The organism is Burkholderia sp. Bp9016 (assembly GCF_003857765.1).
Taxonomy (GTDB): Bacteria; Pseudomonadota; Gammaproteobacteria; order Burkholderiales; family Burkholderiaceae; genus Burkholderia.
Window position 1 is genome coordinate 300,976 of record NZ_QTPY01000004.1, and the last position, 17,478, is coordinate 318,453.

Here is a 17,478-nt window from a genome sequence, read left to right on the forward strand (position 1 = left end):
TCGTTTCACCGACAGGACTTCAGATGGACATCACTGCAATTCGCGCCGACACGCCGCTGACGGCATCGACGATCTACCTCGACACGGCCGCCGCATCGCTGCCGCCCGAGCCCGTGCTCGATACCGTCAACGACTATCTTCGCGACACCGGCCGCGTCGGCATCTACCTGCCCGCGTTCCGCAAGGCCACGTATGCGCGCGTCGATGCCGTCCGCACGCAGCTCGCGGCGTTCCTCGGCGCACGGGCCGACGAGATCGCGTTCACGAAGAACGCGACCGAGGCGATCTCGCTCGTCGCACAAGGGCTGCGTTGGCGGCCGGGCGACGAAGTGCTCGTCGCCGATACCGAGATGCTCAGCAACCTGCTGCCGTGGAAGCGGCTCGAAGCGACGCACGGCATCGTCGTGAAGATGATCGCCGCCAACGACGAAGGACTGCTCGCGTCGGACGCGTTCGCGCAGGCCGTCACACCGCGCACGCGCCTGCTCACCTTTTCGCACGTGCCGAACTCGTCGGGCGCGCTGCAGGATGCCGCCGCGCTGTGCTCGGTCGCGCGCGCCAACGGCGTGCTGTCGCTCGTCAACGCATCGCAAAGCATCGGGATGGTCGAGACCGATGTGCGTACGCTCGACTGCGACTTCCTCGCGGGCTGCGGCCGCAAGGCGCTGCGCGCGACGGAAGGCTCGGGCTTCCTCTATGTGCGGCGCGAATGCATCGACGCGCTCGAACCGGTGCTCGCCGGCTGGTGGAACGGCGCATACGACCGCGCGACCGGCGCGTTGTCGTTCGTCGCCGGCGCGAAGCGTTTCGAGGCCGGCTGCCCCATCGTGCCGGCGATTCTCGGCCTCGGCGCCGCGCTCGACTATGCGCAGCGCATCGGCGTCGCACAGATCGAAGCGTGCGTGCGCGACCTGACCGCCTATGCGATTGCCGCCTTCGCGACACTGCCCGGTTTCGAGCTGTACGGCCCGCGCGACGTCGCGCAACGCATCGGCATCGTACCGTTCAACCTGCGCGGCATCGATCCCGCGACGATCGTCGCAGCGCTGGAGGCGCGGCACTGCATCATCGAGGCCGGCAACTTCATGGCCGACGCGATCCTCGCACGCTACGGCGTATCGACGATGGCGCGCGTATCGCTGCATTACTTCAATACCCGCGAAGAAATCGACCGCACCGCCGAGCTGATCCGCGCGGCAGCCCGCTAACCCCTACCCCACAACCGGCACAGGAGCCGCCATGAACCAACGATTTCTGCTGATGAGCAGTTCCCGCAAGGACGCACTCGGCTATCTCGAACACGCGACCGAACAGATCCACGCACTGTTCCGCCACGAAGCGCGCAAGATCGTGTTCGTGCCGTATGCCGGCGTGTCGTTCAGCTTCGACACCTACGAAGGCATCGTGAAACCGGTGTTCGAGAAGCTCGGCTATACGCTCGAATCGCTGCATCACAGTGCCGATCCGCGCAAGACGATCGAGCACGCCGACGCGATCACCGTGGGCGGCGGCAATACCTTCGCGCTGCTCAAGCGCATGTACGACGCGAACCTTGTCGACGCGATCCGCGCACGCGTGCAGGCAGGCGTGCCGTATGTCGGCTGGAGCGCGGGCAGCAACGTCGCGTGCCCAACGATCCGAACGACCAATGACATGCCGATCGTGCAGCCGCCGACGCTTCGCGCGCTCGGCCTCGTGCCGTTCCAGATCAACCCGCACTTCATCAGCGGCAAGCCGGCTGGCCACAACGGCGAGAGCCGCGAGGAGCGACTCGGCGAATTCCTCGACATCAACGCGCCCGAACAGGTGTTCGCGTTGCCCGAAGGATCGGCCCTGCTGTCCGACGGCACGACGGGCACCGTGCTCGGCGAGCGCGGCGCGCTGCATTTCGCGAGCAAGACCGACGTGCGCGCACTCGCGGAACACGCAACCTTCCCGCTCGCATCGATCACAGGTCCGGCCGGCATCGACCTGTGGCCCGCGTTCCGGCAATAAGCACCGGATACCACTTTTAAAAAACATTCCCGTATCGGTTAGGAGACCTTTTCATGAAGAAGCAGCTTGCCGGACTCGCGCTGTTGGCCGGCGCGACGGGCGTCGCGCATGCCCAGTCCACCGTGACGCTGTACGGCGTCGTCGACGTCGCGATCGGTTATCAGACGCATACCAACCCGTCCGGCGACCGGACGATCGGCCTGCAGCAGGGCAACGAGGGCTTCCTGTCCGGAAGCCGCTTCGGCCTGAAGGGCAACGAAGCGCTCGGCAACGGCTGGAAGGCCGGCTTCACGCTGGAGAACGGCTTTCTCGCGAACAACGGCAAGCTCGACCAGCAGGGCCAGCTGTTCGGCCGCCAGGCCTTCGTGAAGCTCGGCCACGAGCGTTGGGGCGAGCTCGCGCTGGGCCGACAGTACACAACCGGCAACACGATGCTGTACTACGTCGATCCGCTGGGCGTCGGAGCCGCGCCGACCAATTCGTGGCAGGTCTACCTGGTCGGCCAGCGCTACGACAACGCGCTCAGCTACACCGGCGCCTACGGGCCGCTGCAGGTGATCGCCGAGTACGCGTTCGGCGGGATCGCGGGCGATACGCGCGCGCGGTCGTCGATGTCGCTCGGCGTCAAGTACGAATCGGGGCCGGTGACGTTGATCGGCGATGCTCAGCAAACGCGCGACTCGCAAAGCCGCCGCGCACGGATCTATCTCGCCGGGGCGAAGACCGCAATCGGCAGCGTGAACCTGTTTGCGAATTACCTGCACAGCGACCGCGACGCCGGTTTCGACTCGTCGAACGGCGGGACAGACACCGCATCGATCACGAGCATGGCGTCCGGCGCGCCGAGCGCCGCCGTCGCGATCAACTCGGTCTTCGACTCGCATCGCCGCGACGATTTCTTCACGGTCGGCGCAAGCTGGCGTGCAACGCCCGTATGGAACTTCGTCGTCGCCGGGATGCACAACCGTACGCTCGCCGACGGCTTCAACGGCGCACGCAGCACCGTATACGGTGTCGCCGACTACAGCATCAGCAAGCGCACCGACGTGTATGTCGCGACGTCGTACGAATGGACGCGCGGCGGCTGGTCGGGCCTGTTCGGCAACACGACGACCAATGCGGCAGCCGCGCAAGGCACTGCACTCAACGGCCGCAACGAGCAGTTGTCCGTGCTGCTCGGCCTGCGGCATTTCTTCTGACCCACCGCGCATTCGACCGATGCGGCTCGCGGCGCGGCGCACGATCGCCGCATCGGCAACCTGAACCAAGAGGCATTCGATGGCATTGAAACAGACCCTCGTCATTTTTGACGCACTCGACGGCGCGGCCGTCAACGGACAGTACATCGCCGCGCTGTTCGCGCCGTACGCCGCGCACGGCGTGACGGTCGACGTCACCACGGTCAATAACGAACCGCCGGAAGACACGACGAAGACGACCGACTTCATCACGATCGTGATCCCCGGCTCGCGCGGCAAGCAGGCCGGCGGCGACGCGCGCACGCTCGGCATCGTCGGCCGCAACGGCGCGATCGGCGCCCGGCCCGCTAAGTTCGGGATGGTATCTGACGCGGACGGCCCGATCGGCTCGCTCGCGGCCGCACTGAAGCTCGCGCAGATGAAGGCGAACGGCGACGTGCTGCCCGGCGACGTGATCGTCACGACGCACCTGTCGACCGACGTGTCGATGAGCGAGAACAACGGCGTGCCGTTCATGGGGATGCCGGTTTCATCGGCAACGATGAACCGCTACGAAGTGACGCCTGACATGGACGCGATCCTGTCGCTCGACGCGTCGAAGGGCAACCGCATCGTCAAGCAGCGCGGCTTCGCACTGTCGCCGACCGCGATGCAGGGCTACATCCTGCGGATGGCGCCCGACCTCGTGTCGATCATGGAATCGACGACCGGCATGCCGGCCGTCACATTCCCGATCTCGCTGCAGGACATCACGCCGTACGACAACGGACTGTCGCACTTCAACAGCATCATGCAGCCGCACGTCGGCACCGACAAGCCGGTGGTCGGCGTCGCGATCACCGCGCGCGCGGTCGTCGGCGGCAGCGATTCGAGCGCGAGTCACGAAGTCGATCTGGCCGAAGCCGTGCGCTTCTCGGTCGAAGTCGCGAAGCGTTACACGGCCGGAGCTTGCGAGTTCTACGACGCGAACGAGTGGCGCAAGATCCGCGACGCATATCCGGACCTGAGCGTGTTCCAGGGGTACGGCAAGTCCGTTTGACGGCTTGACGCGGCGCGCGACCGGAAGATCGGGCCGCGCGCCGCGCTACAGAAACGTCTTCAGATTGACCGCCGGATCCGCGAGCTTCACCGGATCGGGCACAGCCCCGGCCGCGATCAGCCGGCGCGATGCGCCGATGTCGCGCCCCAGGTTCGCCGCGGCAACCGCCACGATTTTCCCGTCGCCGCCGAGCCCGAACACCGTGAATGGCCCGCTCGCCGGATCGCCGCGCACGACGATCGTCCGTTCGCTGCCGAACAGCCCGAGCATCTGCAGATTGCAGTCGTACTGATCGGACCACAACCACGGCAGTTCCGCATAGGTCTCGTCCGCACCCAGCAGGTTCGCGGCCGCGACGGCCGGCTGGTTTTCCGCGACCTGCCACGACTCGATCCGCACGTGCCGGCCGAGCAGCGGATTGAAGTGCATCGTCACCTCGCCCGCCGCGAAGATCGCGCGATCGGCCGTGCGGCAGCCCGCGTCGACACGAATCCCGTTGTCGACGTCGAGTCCCGCCGCCTGCGCGAGTTCGACGTTGGGCACGACACCGATACCGACCACGACGATGTCCGCCTGCACGTCGCCGCGATCGGTCTCGACGATCGCACCGCCGTCCGCTGCGCGACGAATCGCACGCGGCAGCGTCGCCATCTGAAAATTCACCCCGCGCGCGTCATGCAACTGACGCGCATACGCGCCGACGACTTCCGGCAACGCCCGCTGCAGCAATCGCACGGCCGGATCGATCACCGTCACGTCGCAACCGATCTGCCGCGCCGCGGCCGCCACTTCGAGGCCGATGAAGCCGCCGCCGAGCACCGCCACGCGCCGCCCCGGCGCAAGCTGCGCACGCAATGCACGCGCGTCGGCAACGGTGCGCACGTAATGCGGCACGACGCCTTCGTCGACCGGCCCGCCGAACGCCCGCACCCGCGAACCCGTCGCGAGCACGAGCCGCGCATACGGCAGCGTCGCGCCGTCGTCGAGTTGTACGCGCAGTGCAGCGCGATCGATCGCCTCGACGCGCGTGCCGAGCCGCAACTCGATGCGCTCGGCGTCGTACCACGCCGCGTCACGCACGAACGCGCGCTGCTCGCCGCCGTCGCCGAGCAGCGCATCCTTCGACAGCGCGGGCCGGTCGTACGGCAGCTCGCGTTCCGCGCCGATCATCACGATGCGCGCTTCGGCGTCGCGCGCGCGCAGCGCTTCTGCCGTGCGGCGGGCCGCGTGGCCCGCGCCGACGATCACGTACGGATCAGCCGACATTGACTTCCACCTGTCCGTCGACGATCCGGATCGGATAGGTCCGGACCGGCTCGGTGATCGGCGCGCATTTCGGCGCGCCGGTGCGGATGTCGATCAGCCCCTGATGCAGCGGACATTCGACGCAGCCGTCCTCCACGTAGCCTTCGGACAGTCGCGCGTGGCCGTGCGAGCAGAGGTCGTGCATCGCGAACAGTTCGTCGCCGATCCGGAACACCGCGATCGGCTTCTGACCCGCGACGCGCGCCGCCGGTTCGTCTTCGGAAAATTCGTCGAAAGCGCCGAGCGGATGCCACTCGGCCAGCGTTGCTTCGGTCATGTCGTTTCCTTGCGTTCGCATCAGATCGGGGTGGCGAGCAGCGTCTGCACGCGCGACGTGTCGTAGATCACGCGCTTGGTCTTGTAGCGCAGCCCGTCGGGCGTGCGCACGACCGTGTCGTAATACTTGCCGGCCTGGTACACGTTCGATTCGCCGTTGCTGCGCGTCTGCACGACCACGTAGTTGCTCTCGGTGTCGATCTCGCCGTCGCGCTCCGCGACGATCGTCAGGCCCGACGTCATGTGCCGGTATGTATGCTCTTCGAAGATGTTCGCGTGCCGCAGCGACACCACGCGGTCGCGCAGCATCCGCTGGTTCGTGCAGTGGACGATCCCGACCGGCAGGCCGAGATCCGCGTTCTCCTTCGGCACGATCTCGTACGTGCAGTCCTCGGTGAACATCTCCGGCCAGTGTTCGAGCCGGTCGTTGTCGAGATGGCCGATGTAGCGGTTCTGGAGCATGTAAATCTCGAACCACGTCTTCATGTCTTCCGTCAGGTTTTCCATCGTTGTGCGCTCCCGCTTCAATAGCCCATCAGCTTCTGGTAGCCGACCCAGAACTTGCGGATCAGGCTTTCGGTAATCACCGTGTCCTGCTGGTCCGGATTGCCGCGCGACATCTCGATCACCGACGTCGCGTCGGCATCGCGCACGGTGCCGCGCTGCACGAGCTCGGTCGCCTCCGTGTCCTCCATCGAGATATAGCCGGCCGGCCCGACGAGGTTCGCCTGCTTGATGCGCAGCGCGCGCAGTTCGGGCGTGTCGTCCGCGTAGCCGAAGAAGTGGAAGATCAACTCGAAGTTGTCGGGGCCTTTCGGCAGGATCTGGCGCGCGACCAGCGTGTTGTGGATCTGCTGCACGACCAGTTGCGGGAAGATCGGCTGGATGTGATTCGTGCAATCCTCGTCGTATTCGGACACGAGATCGAGGATCGATTCGTCCTCCAGATGAAAGCCTTCGTCGAACGAGCGGATGTTCTGCTGCTTGTACGCGGCCGACGTGTCGTCGTTCGTCTTGGTCACCGTGATGATGCTGTGCAGCCCGTGCGTCGCGTCCGGAATCGAACGCGCCTTCATGCCGACGCGGAAGATGTTGAAGGTCGTGTGGAACAGGTGCAGCATGCTCGCGTGATACGGGTCCTTCACGTTCTCCAGGTACAGCTTCCAGTTCGACTTCGAATACTGGCGCGTGCAGCCGAGATATTCGATCGGCTTGTGGAAGATCCGGTCGATCCACGGGCGCATCTGCTCGCCGATGTAATCGGGAAGCGGCCCCACCGTCTCGCTGAAGGTCGCGAACACGAGCCCGCGATAGCTGTCGACGCGCAGCTTGCGCAGCCCGTGCTGCTTCGGATCGAAGTCGGCCGGCATCCCGGTCATCCCCTTCTGGCCGCGCCGGAACGGCACGCCGAGCAGGTTGCCCTGGTTGTCGAAGCTCCACTGGTGATAGACGCACGTGTGCGAACTCGCGTTGCCGCGCGACTTGCGGCACACCTGCGCGCCGCGGTGCGCGCAGCGGTTCACCCATGCGGACAGCGTGCCGTCCTCGGTGCGCGTGACGACCACCGGCGTGTCACCGACGAACGTGCTCTTGAAGTCGCCGGCGTTCGGGATTTCCGCTTCCAGCGCGACGAAGTTCCAGGTCGGGCCGCGGAAGATAAGCTCCTGCTCGCGATCGTAGACCGCGCGCGAACTGAACACCTTGTATGGCACGCGCGAGCCGTCGTCGTGCGGAAAACGCACGTCGGACGCGTCGTCGCGCGCGGCGAATACGACCGGCGATTCTGTCTGCTCCATGTCGGACTCCTTGTGGTTCCGTTTCGTTGATTGCACGGAGCAGATTTTTGAAAAGCTAATATTCCGCGTCTATCCGGAAAGTGCGATTGCGGCGTTGCAATATCCACTTTCGGCGGATTTCTGCGCTAGCATGACGACACACACGCGCCGCCGCTCGATCGCGCCCCATTCGTCCGATCGAAACCCGCGCCCATATCAAGGCCGATGCCCATGTCCCCCACGTCGTTCGAGCCGCATGCGCTACGCGCGCACCGGCTGTTCGAATCCCGCGATCTCGACGAGACGCGCGAGCGAATCTCGCGCGTGATGCAGCCGCACGCGCTGCTGCCGAGCGGCCGCGTGCGAGGCGCTTCGCACATGGATTTCGTCCGGCTCGGCGGCCTCGGGATCGGCACCATCGCATTCGGCGACGCGATGCGCGTGCAGGTCGATGCCGTCGACGGCTATTACCTTCTGATGTTCTGCCTGTCCGGGCAGGCAGAAGTCCACGCGATGGGGCGCCGGCTCGGCGTCGACGGGCAGACCGGCGTGCTGTGCGCGCCCGGCGAGCGCTTCGACGCGGTGCTGTCCGCCGACTGCGAGCAGTTCGTGCTGCGCATAGACGCGGCGACCGTCGGCTCGCTGACCGGCGACCCGCGCGCGACGCTCGACCCCGTGCTGCACGTCAGCGACGCCGCGCTCGCCGCGTGGCGCCAGCAACTGATGCTCGTCGCCCGCTCGCCGGAACTGCTCGAACGCGCGAACGCGAACCCGCGCGTCGCGTCGCAGCTCGAGCACCTGCTGATCGACCTGCTGATCGAGGGCCACCCGCCATCGGCGCTGCATGCACGGCACGATCCGGCGCCGGGCTTCGTGCGGCGCGCGCAGGAGTTCGTGAACGCGCACTACGCGCAACCGCTGCAGCTCGCCGATATCGTCCAGGCCGCCAACGTGCCGGAACGGACGCTGCGGGATGCATTCCTGCAGTTCCGCGGGATGAGTCCGATGCAATATCTGCGCGCAACAAGGCTCGATCACGCGCGGGAGTTGATCCGTGGGGCGGCGTCGAATCGGCGAATCGCCGATATCGCGCTCGATTGCGGGTTTACGCACCTCGGGCGCTTCGCGATCGCGTACCGGGAGAAATTCGGTGAGTCGCCGTCGGAGACGCTCGACGGGAAGCGCTAAGCGCGTCCTGACTCGTCGCCCTGCGCGCGGCTTGCCGGCCGCTCACGTGAGCCGCCGACGCTTGTGGTTTCGCGACGCACCCATCCCGATTCGGTTGCGGACGTTAAAATTGACCGTTAGTTGCAATTGAGCGGATGGCGAGCGATCTTCACGCCGCCGGCACGATCATCTCCCGCGCAATCGCACAGAAAGCGGTCGTCGCCGCGCTTTCGCCATGCAGCCGGCGGCTCATGATGATCGGCGACGTCGCCATGGGTTCCGGCAGCCGCCGGTAGACGACGCCCTTCACGCGCACGCCCTCCACGCTTTCGGGCACCAGCGATACACCCATCTGCGCGGCAACGAGCCCGAGTGCCGTCTGCAGTTCACGCACCTCGTGAACGGCCGCTGGCACGAGGCCGCCGTCGCGCAGCGCGGAAAGCTGCTGGTCCGCGTAGCTCGGCCGCGGCGTGCTCGGATAAACGATCAGCGTCTCGTTCGCGATGTCCGCGAGCGTCAGCGGCCGGTCCGGATCCGCGAGCGGATGCCCTAGCGGCAGCACCGCGATCAGCTTTTCATCGATCAGCGCTTCACGCACGAGCTGGTCGTCGTCGAAGCGCAGACGGCCGAAACCGACGTCGATTCGCCCGCCCTTCAACGCGCCGAGCTGTTCGAGCGTGAACATTTCGATCAGCGACAGCTCGACGGCCGGCTGCGCCTCGCGAAACGCGCGAATCACGTCCGGCAGCGCGCCATAGAGCGTCGACGGCACGAAGCCGATCACGATCCGCTCCGACAACTGCGCGAGCCGACGCGTCAGCGGGCCGAGCTCGTCGGCCTGGTCGACGAGGCGCTTCGCCTGCGCATAGAACACGCGCCCCGCGTCGGTCAGCTTCAGCGGCCGCGCGCCGCGCTCGAACAGCGGCAAACCGACTTCGTCCTCGATCGCCTGGAGCTGGCGGCTCAGCGGCGGCTGCGTCATGTGCAGCCGCTCCGCCGCCCGCGTGATGTTCATTTCCTCCGCGACGGCGATGAAGTACCGCAGCTGGCGCAATTCCATTTCATGCCTCAAAGGTATGGAAGTAGTCGGAAAGAGTGTTGGACGACGCCGGGCGGGAATTCCTACCATGTGCACCAACAGGAGGAATCGCATGATAGCAACTGCCGCCACCATCGAACGCATCGAGACGCTGCTCGTCGACGTGCCGACGATCAGGCCCCACAAACTGTCGGTCGCCACGATGAATTGCCAGACCCTCGTGCTGGTCCGTGTTCGATGCACGGACGGTATCGAAGGCGTCGGCGAAGCGACCACGATCGGCGGTCTCGCGTACGGCGAGGAGAGCCCCGAGAGCATCAAGGTCAACATCGATACGTACTTCGCGCCGCTGCTGCAAGGCATGGACGCGACGCGCCCCGGCGCCGCGATGGCGCGTGCGCGCAAGCTGTTTCAGGGCAACCGGTTCGCGAAGTGCGCGATCGAAACCGCTCTGTTCGACGCACAGGCGCGCCGCCTCGGCGTGCCGCTGTCGGAGCTGTTCGGCGGCCGCACGACCGACGCGGTCGACGTGGCGTGGACGCTCGCGAGCGGCGACACGCAGCGCGACATCGCGGAAGCCGAGGCGATGCTGGAGGCGCGCCGGCATCGGGCATTCAAGCTGAAGATCGGTTCGAACGCGGTCGACGACGACGTTGCGCACGTGATCGCGATCAAGCGCGCGCTCGGCGATCGCGGCGACGTGCGTGTCGACGTGAACCAGGCATGGAACGAAACCGACGCGATCCGGGCAGGTGCGCGGCTCGCGGATGCCGGCGTCAGCCTCGTCGAGCAGCCGATCGCCGCGACCAACCGCGCGGGGCTGAAGCGCCTCACGCAGCTCGCGCGGATTCCGATCATGGCCGACGAAGCGCTGCACGGCCCCGTCGACGCGTTCGCGCTTGCGCAGGACCGCGCGGCCGACGTGTTCGCGGTGAAGATCGCGCAATCGGGCGGCCTGCTCGGTGCAGCGAGCGTCGCATCGATCGCGTCGGCCGCCGGCATCGACCTGTACGGCGGCACGATGCTCGAAGGCGCGGCCGGCACGATGGCGTCCGCGCAACTGTTCAGCACGTTCGGCTCGCTGAAATGGGGCACCGAACTGTTCGGCCCGCTGCTGCTCACCGAGGAAATCCTCGTCGAGCCGCTGCGCTACGAGGATTTCAAGCTGTACCTGCCGGCGACGCCCGGCCTCGGCATCACCTTCGACTGGGCCCGCATCGAACGGATGCGACGCGACGCCCGCTGACCCCACACGACACGACAACCGAAACCGGAGACACTGATGAACAAGCAAGCCATCGACGCCCTGCTGAAGACCTTCGACGACGCCGCGGAAAAACCCGGCAACCCGCGCGTGCGCGCGATCGTCAATCGGATCGTGAAGGACATCTGCTACACGATCGAGGATTTCGACGTGCAGCCGAGCGAGTTCTGGACCGCGCTCAACTACCTGAACGAAGCCGGCCGGGAATTCGGGCTGATCGCCGCGGGCCTCGGGCTCGAGCGCTTCCTCGACGTGCGCATGGACGAGGCCGAGGAGAAGGCCGGCATCCAGGGCGGCACGCCGCGCACGATCGAGGGGCCGCTGTATGTCGCAGGCGCACCGGAGTCGGTCGGCCATGCGCGCCTCGACGACGGCACCGATCCGGGCCAGACGCTGATCATGCGCGGCAAGGTGCTCGGCAACGACGGCGCGCCGATCGCGAATGCGCTCGTCGAGGTGTGGCACGCGAACCATCTGGGCAACTACTCTTACTTCGACCCGTCGCAGCCCGCGTTCAACCTGCGCCGCTCGATCCGCACCGATGCCGAAGGCCGCTACAGCTTCCGCAGCGTGCTGCCGGTCGGCTACAGCGTGCCGCCGGGCAGCAAGACCGAGCAGTTGCTCGACCAGCTCGGCCGTCACGGTCATCGTCCGGCGCACATTCACTTCTTCGTTTCCGCGGACGGATATCGTAAGCTGACGACGCAGATCAACATCGAAGGCGATCCGCACATCTGGGACGACTTCGCCTTCGCGACCCGCGAAGGGCTGATCCCGAAGATCAAGCAGGCCGAGGGTGCGGAAGGCAAGCCGTATGGCGTCGACGGGCAGTTCGCGCTGATCGACTTCGATTTCTCGCTGCTCAAGGACAAGCAGGACGTGCCGGCGAGCGACGTCGAGCGAGCGCGTGCACAAGCCTGAGCGGCCGTCCCGTTCGACGAATCGACAACGCAAGGAGTGCAGGATGCTGTTTCATGTGGAAATGACCGTCCGTCTGCCGACGGACATGGATCCGGTCAAGGCGGCCACGCTGAAGGCAGAAGAAAAGGCGATGTGCCAGCGGCTGATGAACGAAGGAGTCTGGCGGCATCTGTGGCGGATCGCGGGGCAGTATGCGAACGTCAGTATCTTCGATGTCGAGAGCGTGCAGCAGTTGCATGACCTGCTGAGCCAGTTGCCGTTGTTTCCGTATATGGAGATGGAAGTGCGGGCGCTGTGCCGGCATCCGTCGTCCATTCGCGACGACGATCGGTGATTTCCGTGCGACCCGTGCCGCCGGCTATCCGGCGCATGGGTCGCCGCTTCGCCACAATTTCCCGCCTCGGTTGTATCGAGAAGCTGACGTGGCCGCATTCACTTGGGGATGTCTCCCGTCATCTGAAGTCCATTCGGCATTAATCCGATACGTAGCGGCTTATCCGGATCAAGCTTCTTTTTCTCGACGACCCTTTTCCAGTTTTCGGCGACTCCGGGAACGCGGTACAACGCGACGACCGCCACATACTCCGTCTCGCGCTGCATCGGTTGAGACAAGCTGGAAGAAGCCCCGGGGCTCACGACAGTCGACATGTCGGCTCGCAGATCCTGGACCAGCACAGTACGATCGTTCTTCAACAGATCGTCATACGATGCCGCATCGAACCTCTTTCGATCCTTCAACTGGTAGACGCGAACGGCAACCGATGTCGGTCGTCCCGCATCGTCCGGATTCAGCGCCGCGCGTGCAGTCAGGTCGACATCAAGCACCTTGACCTGCTTGAAGAACACTGCGCGGTATGCATTCGACGACGCATCCGATACCGACTGCCAGGCGCCGCACCCCGACAGCAGCAATACGGCGGCAGCAATAGCCGCACTCATTCGATAGAACATGAAGACTCCGGAATCAGATCGTGCACGGCACGAGTTACGGGTTGGGTTGCGGCACGGGAAACGCCTCGTACACGCCGAGCGCGATGTCGATCAGGCGTTCATCGGCTGACGGCAACACCGTCGTCCAGCTGAGACGCGGTGCCGGGCCGGCATGTTCAATTCCGACGACCGGATGCGGAACGAACCGTGACGACACCACCATCCGCAAATGCACATCGGCCTTGATGCCGATATACAGCTGGATGAATGCCATCACCTCTCGATGCAGCCATGCACCCGGCAACAGGTCCTGAGACTGCCGCGCATCGACCGGCCACAACGTCACGCGCACCGCCCGGCTGCGATAGGCGAGACGCCTGCCGAGCACATAACCGCCGCCGAGCCCGGTGCACTTCGCATCCGACAGCACGTCCGCATCCGGCTTCGCCGACGTCAACGGCGTCGGTCGCCCGGTACTCGTCGTTACCGGCCAGAACTCGTCGACGCGCACATCGACCCCAGGCGCGGCCAGCGCCACCACCGCGGCCAATCCTTCCGACGTCCGCGTGCGCTGGGTCAGCAGTCCCAGCAACGCAAGCATCCGGGAATGAGGCAAACCCGCCCGCAACGGCTTGTCGCCCCATCCAAACCCCGCCAGAGACAACAGGCTCTGCGAATGATCGTCGACACCGCCGGCCCGAAAGCGCTCCGGATAGCGGTACTTCTTCCATGCGCGATACAGCAGCGTCGCGATGCGATGATTGAACGGGTCCAGAAACGCTTCGACCGCTTCGTGCCCCTCCTCCCGCAACACGATCTCGTCGATCATGTGCGACGGCATGGCCGCATCGACGCCGTAAAGCCCCATGAAGGTCGTGCGCACGGTCGGCGGCGCATCGATGTGCTCGTCGTCGAATTCGACAGCGGCCACCTCACCGGCCGGAAACCCCAACCGCGGACGCGGCCGGAACCGCACCGGTTCATGCTCCGGCGTATCGCGCGTGCCGAACCCGGGACGTTCGGGCGCACATGCCTCCAGCAGACGACAGAACTGCATGAAAGTCATCTTCTGTGCTCGCTCGAACAGCGTCGCGGCAAACGCCGGCAGTCCCTTCGACTCAGCGAATCCGCCGCCCGCCCGATCAATTGAAGCCGTCATAGGGGCGCCCGCTGAGCCTTGCTGCGCGGCCATTCCGTCTGCGACCGCGACGGCAGGCTGACGATCGCCAGCTTCGTGAACAGATTGATCTCCGCATACGCGCCGAAGAACCGGTGCAGCAACTCGCCGAACAGCATCACGTCACCTTCACCGGAAAACGCATGCGCATCGAGCGTGACCTCGATCAGCACGCCACGCTCGACCGCCCCGCCCGACACCTCCTCGATCAATTCCTGCGATACATGCAGGATGCCGGCAAGCCGCCTCCGGTTAAGTTCCTCGTTCGTCCAGTCGTACAGCGCCAAAGCGCCGCGCAACACCTCCGCGTTCATCATCGACAGGAAATTCGGCGCGAGATGCGACAGCACGCGCCACTGGAAACGATCTTCCGTCGGCGGATAAAGCGGCAACGTCGGCGACACGAGATTGCGCACGCCCGCGACGTTCGGCGTGCTGGCCGCCAGTTCGTCGAGGCTCGCTTCGCGCAGCCCCTTGAGCGGCAGCAGCCCGTTCGTGCCCGTCACGCGCAACGACAGGCTTTCCTCCGGCAACGTATCCATCGTTTCCCACGCGTGGCCGCCGAGAATCACCCACATTTCGTGGAGCCCCGATACGCCCGAGCGCACGCGCGTGTGGAAATACCGCTCGGGTGCCTCGTGCCGCAGCATGCCGCCGCGGTGCCGGAACGTCGCGAACGGCACATATTCGTATCGCTCGGCCGTATCGTGATCGAACGTCGCGACCGCATCGACCGAATACGTTTCAACATGCTCGCCCTGATGGCCGGCCGGCACGACCCGGTATTCGGTTTCGTGGTGGTCGATTTCGATCGGCTCGGCGTCCAGTTCGAACAGGTTGATCACCGGTGAACAGAACAGTCGCACGTTCCCGGCATTGAAATGCTGGTCTGGCGGATACGCGTCCTTCAGGAGGATTTCCAGTTCGAAGCGAGTCGATTTTTCGGGAAGCGTCGAGACATCCAGTCCGTACAAATCGACAAACAGAAACTTCTCACGAAACGAGAAGTATTCGAGCAGCAACTGATATCCGGAAAGCGCCGCATCCGACTTGGGCCATAGCCGCTCTTCCGTCGAAAATCCCGCCGGCTCGATCTTGACGCCCGTAAGCGGCACGGGCTCGCCATCACGTATTTCCGGAACGCGCCAGTGAATTGCATCGACCTGGCGCGTCAACGCAAGATGCATGGCGAACGCGGTCGGCAGATCGGCGTTCAGATGGAGCCGCAGCCGCGACAGATCCGTCTCCTTGCGCAGCGCCGAGCCCTGCAACGCGAAGCCGACGCGGATCACCGAGCGTCCGTCGTGTCGCACCGCCGGCCCGGCATGCGTGATCGAGACCGGCTGCAGCGCAACGGCCTGCGTCGTCCGGTACAGACATTGCACCGCCCGCGGCGCCACGCCTTCCGCGCCGTCCGGAGACGGCACATTGATCGGTGCGGAACGCACCGGCACGCCGGGTGGCACGACCACCGTCTTCTGCAGTTTCTCCGCAAACGGCGTCAATTCGACGATCGACAGCGACGGAATCATCCGCAGATAGTGCGGCCACAACAGGCTGACGAGCCCTTCGGTCAACTCGGGCAGTTCATCGTCGAGTTTTTGCCGAAGCCGGCCCGTCAGGAAAGCAAAGCCTTCGAAGAGGCGTTCGACGTACGGGTCGCGATCGCCGACGCGGTCGAGATTGAGCAAACGCGCCCGATCGGGATGCGCCCTCGCGAACTCCTTGCCGGATTCGCGCAAATAACGCATTTCCGCTTCGTAGTAGCGCAGGATGGGATCGTTGTTGTCCATGGGAATCCGTTACGAAAGGGTCAAGGCGCGAGCGGGATCGAGGACCGTGAGTTCCGCATGCAGTTGGCCGATACGGCGGACGAGTGCCGGCTTGTCGGCGTCCTTGCGGCTGCTCATCGCTTTCAATGCCTTGACCAGTTGCTGCTTGACTTCGAACGTCAGTGCCGGCTCCCAGCGCATCAGCGGTAGCGAACGGGACGTTTCGTCGAGTTCGGCAAGTAGCGCGAGCGCCGCATCATGACGGCCGGCATGATCGGCCAACCGGGCCATCACGAGCCGCTGCAAGTAGCGATGCCGATCGGTTTTCATGCCGGGCAGCGCTTCGAGCCAGGCGAAAGCCGCTTCGATACCCTCACGGGCCGCCAGTTCGCGGGCCTGGGTTTCGATCTCCGGCCAGCCGCCCGCCGCATCGTTCCCGCTATCGGCGGAAACAGGCAGCGGCGCAACGGCCTCGCCCGCTTCGAGGTCGCGCACGACCGCGTGTCGGGCAATCCATTCGAGTGTGGTGTCGTCGGCGAATGGCGTGCCGTCGCTGAATGCCAGCCGCTCGATGCCCGGCAATCGCTCGAGAAACAGCGCGAAGTCGGCGCGCAGCAATTCTCGGCACGCGCTGTACGGCGAACCGGCGTGGTCGAGTGCGACGTGCTGGAAATATTGCAGATCGAACCACAGGTGATTCACGCCTTCCAGAAACGCACCCTCGACACGCTCCAGCAACTCGTGCCAGTGCTTCTGCAAAACGAGGCGCTTCATCTGCTGACGCAACTCGCCGCGTGGCGGCGCCAGACGCGTATGCGACGCGGCATCCGCCGGTGGCACGTCGTGCAACGTATCCCACCGAACACTTCGCACGACGCGTACCGAAGGCAAGTAGCCGTTTTCCTGGTCGCGGAGCCACGCCGACATCGCGCGTGCCTGATCGAGCAGATCGCGTGCGGACGCAATCGAGCCCGCCGACGTTTTGCCCGGCGCAATCGCTGCCGGCATCGCCATGCCGGAATCGGCGCTGCGCGCCGGCGCCTCCTTTTTCTCGAAGCGGGAAACGAGCGGCTGCAGATTTGGACGGGCCGCATCGGGCCAAGCGGCCGTATGCGCCACGAGCACGTCGAGCGCGACCAACGTGCGTTCGAGATCGACCGGCGCGAAGTCGCCACGACTCTCCAGCATTTCGATCACGCGCGCCGTCGCCAGCATTTCGAGCGCGGCCTTCTTTGCTTCGTGACGGGCGGGCAAAGCCTCTTCGCCGAACCGGTCGACGAGCGCGGCGGCCAGCTCGAGTCCGTCGGCAAACCCGGCCGGGCCATCCTGTCGCAGGCGTGCGAACGCGTAGTAGCCGGCGAGCCGCAAATCCTTGCCGGTCTCCTTGAGCAGGTGTTCGCATGCGCTGGTGATCAACCCGTCATCGATTCCCGACAGCTTGCCGGCTTCGTCCTTCAGTTCGAAGAACGCGTCTTCGTAGCCGGGATCGCGTCCGTATGCATGCTCGCCTGGTATCGGTGCAACCCATGTGGCCCAGGTATCCGTCCGCACTTGCCGAAGCGAATCGATACGGGAACCACCGACGAGTGTCTTCACAAAATTGGCAAGCGTCATGGCAG

General features: G+C 65.3%; 17 protein-coding genes. 8 read left to right on the forward strand and 9 right to left on the reverse strand.

Going from position 1 to position 17,478, the window contains the following annotated elements; all coding sequences use genetic code 11:
- Positions 1-23: 23 nt before the first annotated feature.
- The 4 genes from DIE13_RS07525 (at position 24) to DIE13_RS07540 (ending at position 4,233) form a co-directional block, all read left to right on the forward strand.
- Positions 24-1,208, forward strand: a complete 1,185-nt coding sequence (locus DIE13_RS07525; protein WP_124826544.1) for an aminotransferase class V-fold PLP-dependent enzyme — start codon at positions 24-26, stop codon at positions 1,206-1,208.
- A gap of 31 nt (positions 1,209-1,239) precedes the next feature.
- A complete protein-coding gene (gene pepE, locus DIE13_RS07530; RefSeq protein ID WP_124826545.1) occupies positions 1,240-1,995 on the forward strand; it encodes a dipeptidase PepE in 756 nt (251 codons plus the stop codon).
- Positions 1,996-2,048: 53 nt separating this feature from the next.
- Positions 2,049-3,194, forward strand: a complete 1,146-nt coding sequence (locus tag DIE13_RS07535) for a porin (RefSeq protein ID WP_124826546.1) — start codon at positions 2,049-2,051, stop codon at positions 3,192-3,194.
- Between the two features lie 79 nt (positions 3,195-3,273).
- A complete protein-coding gene (locus tag DIE13_RS07540; RefSeq protein WP_124826547.1) occupies positions 3,274-4,233 on the forward strand; it encodes a DUF1177 domain-containing protein in 960 nt (319 codons plus the stop codon).
- Between the two features lie 45 nt (positions 4,234-4,278).
- On the opposite strand, the gene andAa is transcribed toward DIE13_RS07540, so the two are convergent.
- The 4 genes from andAa to andAc are packed head-to-tail and all read right to left on the reverse strand — an operon-like array spanning position 4,279 to position 7,610.
- Positions 4,279-5,499 (reverse strand): anthranilate 1,2-dioxygenase system ferredoxin--NAD(+) reductase, encoded by a 1,221-nt coding sequence (gene andAa, locus DIE13_RS07545; RefSeq protein ID WP_124826548.1) that lies wholly within the window; start codon positions 5,497-5,499, stop codon positions 4,279-4,281.
- Entirely contained in the window at positions 5,489-5,815 is a 327-nt protein-coding gene (gene andAb / locus DIE13_RS07550; protein WP_039344765.1) for an anthranilate 1,2-dioxygenase ferredoxin subunit AndAb, read from the reverse strand. The genes andAa and andAb overlap by 11 nt, the downstream gene beginning before the upstream one ends.
- A gap of 20 nt (positions 5,816-5,835) precedes the next feature.
- Complete coding sequence (andAd, locus tag DIE13_RS07555; RefSeq protein WP_059531699.1) at positions 5,836-6,321, reverse strand: anthranilate 1,2-dioxygenase small subunit AndAd; 486 nt, start codon at positions 6,319-6,321, stop codon at positions 5,836-5,838.
- 17 nt (positions 6,322-6,338) lie between these two features.
- Positions 6,339-7,610 (reverse strand): anthranilate 1,2-dioxygenase large subunit AndAc, encoded by a 1,272-nt coding sequence (andAc, locus tag DIE13_RS07560; RefSeq protein ID WP_124826549.1) that lies wholly within the window; start codon positions 7,608-7,610, stop codon positions 6,339-6,341.
- A 210-nt stretch (positions 7,611-7,820) separates the two neighbouring features.
- On the opposite strand from andAc, the gene andR reads away from it, so the two are divergent.
- A complete protein-coding gene (gene andR, locus DIE13_RS07565; RefSeq protein WP_124826550.1) occupies positions 7,821-8,777 on the forward strand; it encodes an anthranilate 1,2-dioxygenase regulatory protein AndR in 957 nt (318 codons plus the stop codon).
- A 148-nt stretch (positions 8,778-8,925) separates the two neighbouring features.
- Here andR and DIE13_RS07570 read toward each other — a convergent pair whose 3' ends face one another.
- The gene (locus DIE13_RS07570) at positions 8,926-9,816 is read right to left on the reverse strand and encodes a LysR family transcriptional regulator (protein WP_124826551.1); all 891 of its coding nucleotides are present in this window, start codon (positions 9,814-9,816) and stop codon (positions 8,926-8,928) included.
- A gap of 91 nt (positions 9,817-9,907) precedes the next feature.
- On the opposite strand from DIE13_RS07570, the gene DIE13_RS07575 reads away from it, so the two are divergent.
- Genes DIE13_RS07575 through catC form a run of 3 tightly spaced genes read left to right on the forward strand, consistent with a single transcriptional unit; the run spans position 9,908 to position 12,314 of the window.
- The gene (locus DIE13_RS07575; RefSeq protein WP_124826552.1) at positions 9,908-11,041 is read left to right on the forward strand and encodes a muconate/chloromuconate family cycloisomerase; all 1,134 of its coding nucleotides are present in this window, start codon (positions 9,908-9,910) and stop codon (positions 11,039-11,041) included.
- Positions 11,042-11,077: 36 nt separating this feature from the next.
- Positions 11,078-11,980, forward strand: a complete 903-nt coding sequence (gene catA, locus DIE13_RS07580) for a catechol 1,2-dioxygenase (RefSeq protein WP_124826553.1) — start codon at positions 11,078-11,080, stop codon at positions 11,978-11,980.
- 43 nt (positions 11,981-12,023) lie between these two features.
- Positions 12,024-12,314 carry a muconolactone Delta-isomerase gene (catC, locus tag DIE13_RS07585; protein ID WP_124826554.1) on the forward strand — a complete coding sequence of 97 codons (291 nt, stop codon included), beginning with the start codon at positions 12,024-12,026 and terminating at the stop codon, positions 12,312-12,314.
- A gap of 98 nt (positions 12,315-12,412) precedes the next feature.
- Here catC and tssJ read toward each other — a convergent pair whose 3' ends face one another.
- From tssJ to tssA, 4 genes are read right to left on the reverse strand one after another with little or no spacing between them, the layout of a single operon-like run.
- Positions 12,413-12,931, reverse strand: a complete 519-nt coding sequence (gene tssJ / locus DIE13_RS07590; protein ID WP_124826555.1) for a type VI secretion system lipoprotein TssJ — start codon at positions 12,929-12,931, stop codon at positions 12,413-12,415.
- 34 nt (positions 12,932-12,965) lie between these two features.
- Positions 12,966-14,102: a type VI secretion system baseplate subunit TssG gene (gene tssG / locus DIE13_RS07595; protein WP_124826556.1), complete on the reverse strand. Its 1,137-nt coding sequence runs from the start codon at positions 14,100-14,102 to the stop codon at positions 12,966-12,968.
- The gene (gene tssF, locus DIE13_RS07600; RefSeq protein ID WP_124826557.1) at positions 14,066-15,880 is read right to left on the reverse strand and encodes a type VI secretion system baseplate subunit TssF; all 1,815 of its coding nucleotides are present in this window, start codon (positions 15,878-15,880) and stop codon (positions 14,066-14,068) included. The genes tssG and tssF overlap by 37 nt, the downstream gene beginning before the upstream one ends.
- 9 nt (positions 15,881-15,889) lie before the next feature.
- Positions 15,890-17,473 carry a type VI secretion system protein TssA gene (gene tssA / locus DIE13_RS07605; protein WP_124826558.1) on the reverse strand — a complete coding sequence of 528 codons (1,584 nt, stop codon included), beginning with the start codon at positions 17,471-17,473 and terminating at the stop codon, positions 15,890-15,892.
- Positions 17,474-17,478: the final 5 nt, after the last annotated feature.